Origin of the sequence: Carnobacterium sp. (assembly GCF_049673005.1) — a bacterium.
In the GTDB taxonomy this organism is placed as follows: Bacteria; Bacillota; Bacilli; order Lactobacillales; family Carnobacteriaceae; genus Carnobacterium_A.
This window is the reverse complement of the sequence record NZ_JBATXB010000089.1, coordinates 1-4,511: the sequence shown is the minus strand read 5'-3', so window position 1 is coordinate 4,511 and position 4,511 is coordinate 1. Positions and strand designations below refer to the sequence as shown.

The window sequence follows — 4,511 nt, the reverse complement described above, 5'->3', positions numbered from 1 at the left end:
TTTACGACTGCATACTGTATAATATCCATTAAGGAACAACTCCTGTTCTATGTTTTTAGTAGGTAAAAACAGTTTAACACAGGAGTTGTTTCTTTTTTTTCGTTTCCAACAATTACTTTACACTAACTAAAAAATTAATAGAAAATAGTTACAAGTATAAGTGGAGTTAATAGTAATTATGTGTGGTCTGTGGTAAAACGTAATTAAAGGGAGGGTTTACAAATGGAGAAAATCTATGATGTTATCGTTATTGGTAGTGGTGTAGCTGGTATGGCAGTCGCACATGAGCTGGCAACTAAGAAAAAAATTGCGGTTATCGAGAATGATTTATGGGGCGGAACTTGCCCAAATCGAGGGTGCGATCCTAAAAAACTTTTATACGCAGCAGTTGAAACGAAAGATGCAGTAACTCATTTATCCGGAAAAGGTTTTTCAGTTAATCCTCAAGTTCATTGGCCTGATTTGATGTCATTCAAAGAAAGTATTATAAAACCTATGTCAACAGCGTCTAAAAAAAGTCTAGAAACAGCGGAAATAGAAACCGTTAAAGGGAAAGCTGTGTTTATTAATGAGAATACGATACAAGTAAATAATGATACACTTACAGCTGAGAAATTTATTATCGCGACGGGGGCAAGACCTACGTTATTGAATATTGAAGGGAAAGAACATTTATTAACTAGTGCAGACTTCTTATCTTTAAAAGAAATGCCTAAAAAAGTTATTTTTATTGGTGGTGGCTATGTTGCGTTTGAGTTGGCGACGATAGCAAATGCCGCAGGAGCTGAAGTTCATATTGTACATCACAATGATCGCCCGCTGAAAGCGTTTGATTTAGAACTTATTGATGAACTTATTCAGCAATTAGAATCGAAAGGTGTGACGTTTCATTATAATTTGAATACAAAAAGTGTAGTCCAAACGGATGACCAATTTATTTTGACAGCTGATAATAATGAATCTATAACGGCTGACTTAGTATTTTGTGCAACAGGTCGGACGCCTAACAGTGAAGAATTAAATCTTGAAAAAGCAGGAGTAACAGTTGATAAAAAAGGAATTAAAGTAAATGAATACTTACAATCGAGCAACGAAATTATTTTTGCTTGTGGAGATGTTGTATCGAAAAAAGCAGAAAAATTAACACCGGTAGCCAGTTTTGAAGGAGCTTATTTAGCTAATTATCTAACCGGTAAAACATCAGAGAAAATAACCTATCCATCTATTCCAACAGTGATTTACTCTAGTCCTAAACTAGCTCAAACAGGTATATCTACAAAACAAGCAACAGAACAAAAAGAAACTTATGAGGTGACGACTATTGACGCAACTTCTTGGTTTAGCTATCGTCGTGTTAATGAACCTGTATCTAAAATAAAAGTAATTACGCATAGAGAAACCGGACTGTTAGTGGGTGCATCTTGTTTAAATGCAAAAGCAGATGAAATGATTAACTTCTTGACTTTATTAATCAATAAAAAGATAACTACTCAAGAAACAGCGCAATTCATTATGGCTTATCCAACTCATGCCAGTGATTTAAGCTCTATTTATAAATAAACAACTGAAAATGAAAGAGACAAGTGAGAGGGGTGAAGATTTGAAAAGAATCGTATTTGTCCGCCATGGACAGAGTGAATGGAACGCGTTAAATAAGTTTACTGGTTGGGTTGATGTTGATTTAAGTGTTGCGGGATTAAAAGAAGCTCATGAAGCAGGTAAAAAGATTAAAGAAGCTGGAATTGAATTCGATGAGGCCTTTACATCTGTTTTGAAACGTGCAATTAAAACGTGTCAGATTGTGTTAGAGGAATCTGATCAACTATGGGTCCCAGAAGTTAAAACATGGCGATTAAATGAACGTCATTATGGTGCCTTGCAAGGGTTAAATAAAAAAGCTACAGCCGATGAGTATGGTATTGAGCAAGTTCAATTGTGGAGGCGCTCATATGATACCTTACCTCCGTTGTTAGAACCAAGCGATCCTAATTCAGCATTGAACGATAGAAGATACTCAAATTTACAAAAACGTGTTGTTCCAATGGGAGAAAACTTAGAAACGACTCTAGAACGTGTCATTCCTTTCTGGGAAGATCAAATTGCACCAGCTATTCTAGATGGAAAAACTGTATTAGTAGCTGCTCACGGAAATTCATTGCGTGCGTTAGCTAAGTACATCGAAGAAATATCTGATGAGGACATTATGTCATTAGAAATACCAACGGGTCAACCACTGGTTTATGAATTAAATGATGAATTAGCCGTTACCAAAAAATATTATTTATAATAAGAATAAGAATAAAAGAGAAATTTCTTTTATTCTTATTTTTTCTTGAAGTTAGATGGACGATTATAGTTTTAAAGGATATACTTGTAAAAGTACGAGCGAAAAGCTAAGTAGTAAATCAGACAAATAAAAGTAGTGTGAGGTAATTTTATGTTAACGTTAAAAAAACTGTATGAAAGAAACCAAGAGATTCTTAGCTATTTAATTTTTGGGGTGCTGACAACTCTTGTTAATTTTATAGTTTTTTATGCATTCGATACGGTACTGGATATTCAATACTTGATTGCTAATGCACTTTCTATTCTAGCTTCAATAATATTTGCTTTTTTTACAAATAAAAAATATGTCTTTAAATCTGAATCAGTAACCATTAGAGCTTGGATAAAAGAATTTTTTTTATTTTGCAGTTTTCGTTTAATTTCAGCGGGATTTGATATGTTAAGTATGCTACTTCTAATAGGTGTCCTTCAATGGAATTCGAATGTAGCTAAACTAGCTACTCAAATAATTGTCGTATTTTTAAATTATTTTTTTAGTAAATGGTTTATTTTTAAGAAATAAATAATATTACTGAATAAGAAGAATGAAGGATTTCCTTTTATTCTTCTTTCTTTCTTTCTTTTTAAACATCTTTAATTGTTCGTATCCCAATGATTGAATCTAAGTCGGATAAGTCTTCCACAATTCCTGTTGCAGATAATTTTTCAGGAATACTTAATGTATAAATGACGAGAAAGACTGCTTTGTCTTCTTTATACGAGTCTACTAAGTAATCTAGATCAACAACAAGAATCTTATTGGCATCAAAATAATCTTGAATAGCTTTCTTTGTTTCTTTTCGTTTATAATAACTGACTTCAAGCGTTTTATAGTCCTGTACACGAAAAACTTTTCTAATAGCCATTAATATTAACAAAATGATAATGCTACCTGAAAAAGCAATAAAGTAATACCCCATTCCAACAGCAATCCCTAAACTGGCAGTTGCCCAGATTGAAGCCGCCGTTGTTAACCCCGTTACACTTCGTTTCGTTACAATAATGGTACCTGCACCTAGAAAACCGATTCCACTAACAATTTGAGCAGGTATACGTGTAAGATCAGAATTTAAAACTTGGAGCAAATCTGGACTTTCCATCGCTAATTTAATTGTCGTATAAGTCGCTTGAAGTTGCACTAAAGAAAATAATGTAGCGCCTACACAAACTAAGATATGAGTTCTTAATCCAGCATTATGCCCCTTTATCTCACGTTCATAACCAATAACGCCACCGAATAAAATAGAAACAAGCAATCGTCCGACAATTTCAAATGAATCCAATTCAAACATAGTTAGCACCGACCTTTCAAATTTTAGTCTACAGAATAGATACACTATCACCGTCTAAACGAAAACAGTTCTTATCTTTTTAGGTTAAATCGGTTACAATTTTTTTTCTAGTAATACGCAAGGAACATTATTTTCATAAAATTCATCAGATACAACGATATAGTCAAGTTCTTCATAAAAAGAAGCGGCCGTTTGTTCAGAATGAATAGACGCTTTAAGGCAACCCTTTTCACGTCCAATAGTCTCTAACTTTTGAATAATGGCTCGACCTAATTTTTGACCGCGGTATTCTTTTAAGGTTGCAATACGACCAATTCTAATAATGTTATCGTCAAGGAATTCATACCTACCAGTAGACACAGGTTTTTCAAGGTCATACATAACAGCGTAATCTATCGTTGAACAATCTAATTGGTCAAATTCTTCAGAAAGTTCCATTCCTCTTTCTAATACAAAAACAGACATTCTAACATAGAAAGCACTAGCTTTATTCCAAATTTCATTACCAATATGAAGTTTCATTTAAACATTCTCCTTTCTATAATACTTAATTTAATGTTAGTCTGACAAATAAGCCACAAGAAGTCAATTTATATGTGAGGTTAGAGCAAGAGTACCTGCTTATTCAAGATGGTTGATAGCAATCTTTGTATTAAGTATCGTGAAAAAGTATAATAAAGTTGGAAACAATAGAACGGAGGTAAGAGAAATGTCGATTTATTTTAGTGATTGGGGTACTGTTTTTAAAATTATAATTGTTGGAACAGTTGCGTACTTACTATTTATTGGCGTCTTACGTTTTTTTGGTAAAAGAGTTTTATCTAAAATGAATGCCTTTGATTTTGTTGTTACAGTAGCGTTTGGTTCGATACTGGCTACTCTATTAACAAGCCG

5 protein-coding genes and 1 pseudogene are annotated in these 4,511 nt (G+C 33.4%); 4 read left to right on the top strand and 2 right to left on the bottom strand.

From position 1 onward, the window contains the following. Positions 1-222: 222 nt before the first annotated feature. From WBF61_RS06975 to WBF61_RS06965, 3 genes are all read left to right on the top strand, one after another. Entirely contained in the window at positions 223-1,560 is a 1,338-nt protein-coding gene (locus tag WBF61_RS06975; RefSeq protein WP_424255133.1) for a dihydrolipoyl dehydrogenase family protein, read from the top strand. Positions 1,561-1,600: 40 nt separating this feature from the next. Then, on the top strand, positions 1,601-2,287 hold the full coding sequence (gene gpmA / locus WBF61_RS06970) for a 2,3-diphosphoglycerate-dependent phosphoglycerate mutase (protein WP_424255131.1): 687 nt from the start codon (positions 1,601-1,603) through the stop codon (positions 2,285-2,287). 150 nt (positions 2,288-2,437) lie between these two features. Further along, on the top strand, positions 2,438-2,848 hold the full coding sequence (locus tag WBF61_RS06965) for a GtrA family protein (RefSeq protein WP_424255129.1): 411 nt from the start codon (positions 2,438-2,440) through the stop codon (positions 2,846-2,848). A gap of 61 nt (positions 2,849-2,909) precedes the next feature. On the opposite strand, the gene WBF61_RS06960 is transcribed toward WBF61_RS06965, so the two are convergent. Both WBF61_RS06960 and WBF61_RS06955 read right to left on the bottom strand, forming a co-directional pair. Next, positions 2,910-3,617 carry an MgtC/SapB family protein gene (locus WBF61_RS06960; protein ID WP_424255128.1) on the bottom strand — a complete coding sequence of 236 codons (708 nt, stop codon included), beginning with the start codon at positions 3,615-3,617 and terminating at the stop codon, positions 2,910-2,912. Positions 3,618-3,710: 93 nt separating this feature from the next. Next, positions 3,711-4,139 (bottom strand): GNAT family N-acetyltransferase, encoded by a 429-nt coding sequence (locus tag WBF61_RS06955; RefSeq protein WP_424255126.1) that lies wholly within the window; start codon positions 4,137-4,139, stop codon positions 3,711-3,713. 187 nt (positions 4,140-4,326) lie between these two features. Between WBF61_RS06955 and WBF61_RS06950 the strand changes: the two are divergent. Next, positions 4,327-4,511: pseudogene (locus WBF61_RS06950) on the top strand (DUF421 domain-containing protein); the annotation flags it as partial.

Coding starts and splice junctions, on each gene's coding strand:
- WBF61_RS06975 (WP_424255133.1), top strand. CDS start 223: ATGGAGAAAATCTATGATGTTATCGTTATTGGTAGTGGTGTAGCTGGT.
- WBF61_RS06965 (WP_424255129.1), top strand. CDS start 2,438: ATGTTAACGTTAAAAAAACTGTATGAAAGAAACCAAGAGATTCTTAGC.
- WBF61_RS06960 (WP_424255128.1), bottom strand. CDS start 3,617: ATGTTTGAATTGGATTCATTTGAAATTGTCGGACGATTGCTTGTTTCT.
- WBF61_RS06955 (WP_424255126.1), bottom strand. CDS start 4,139: ATGAAACTTCATATTGGTAATGAAATTTGGAATAAAGCTAGTGCTTTC.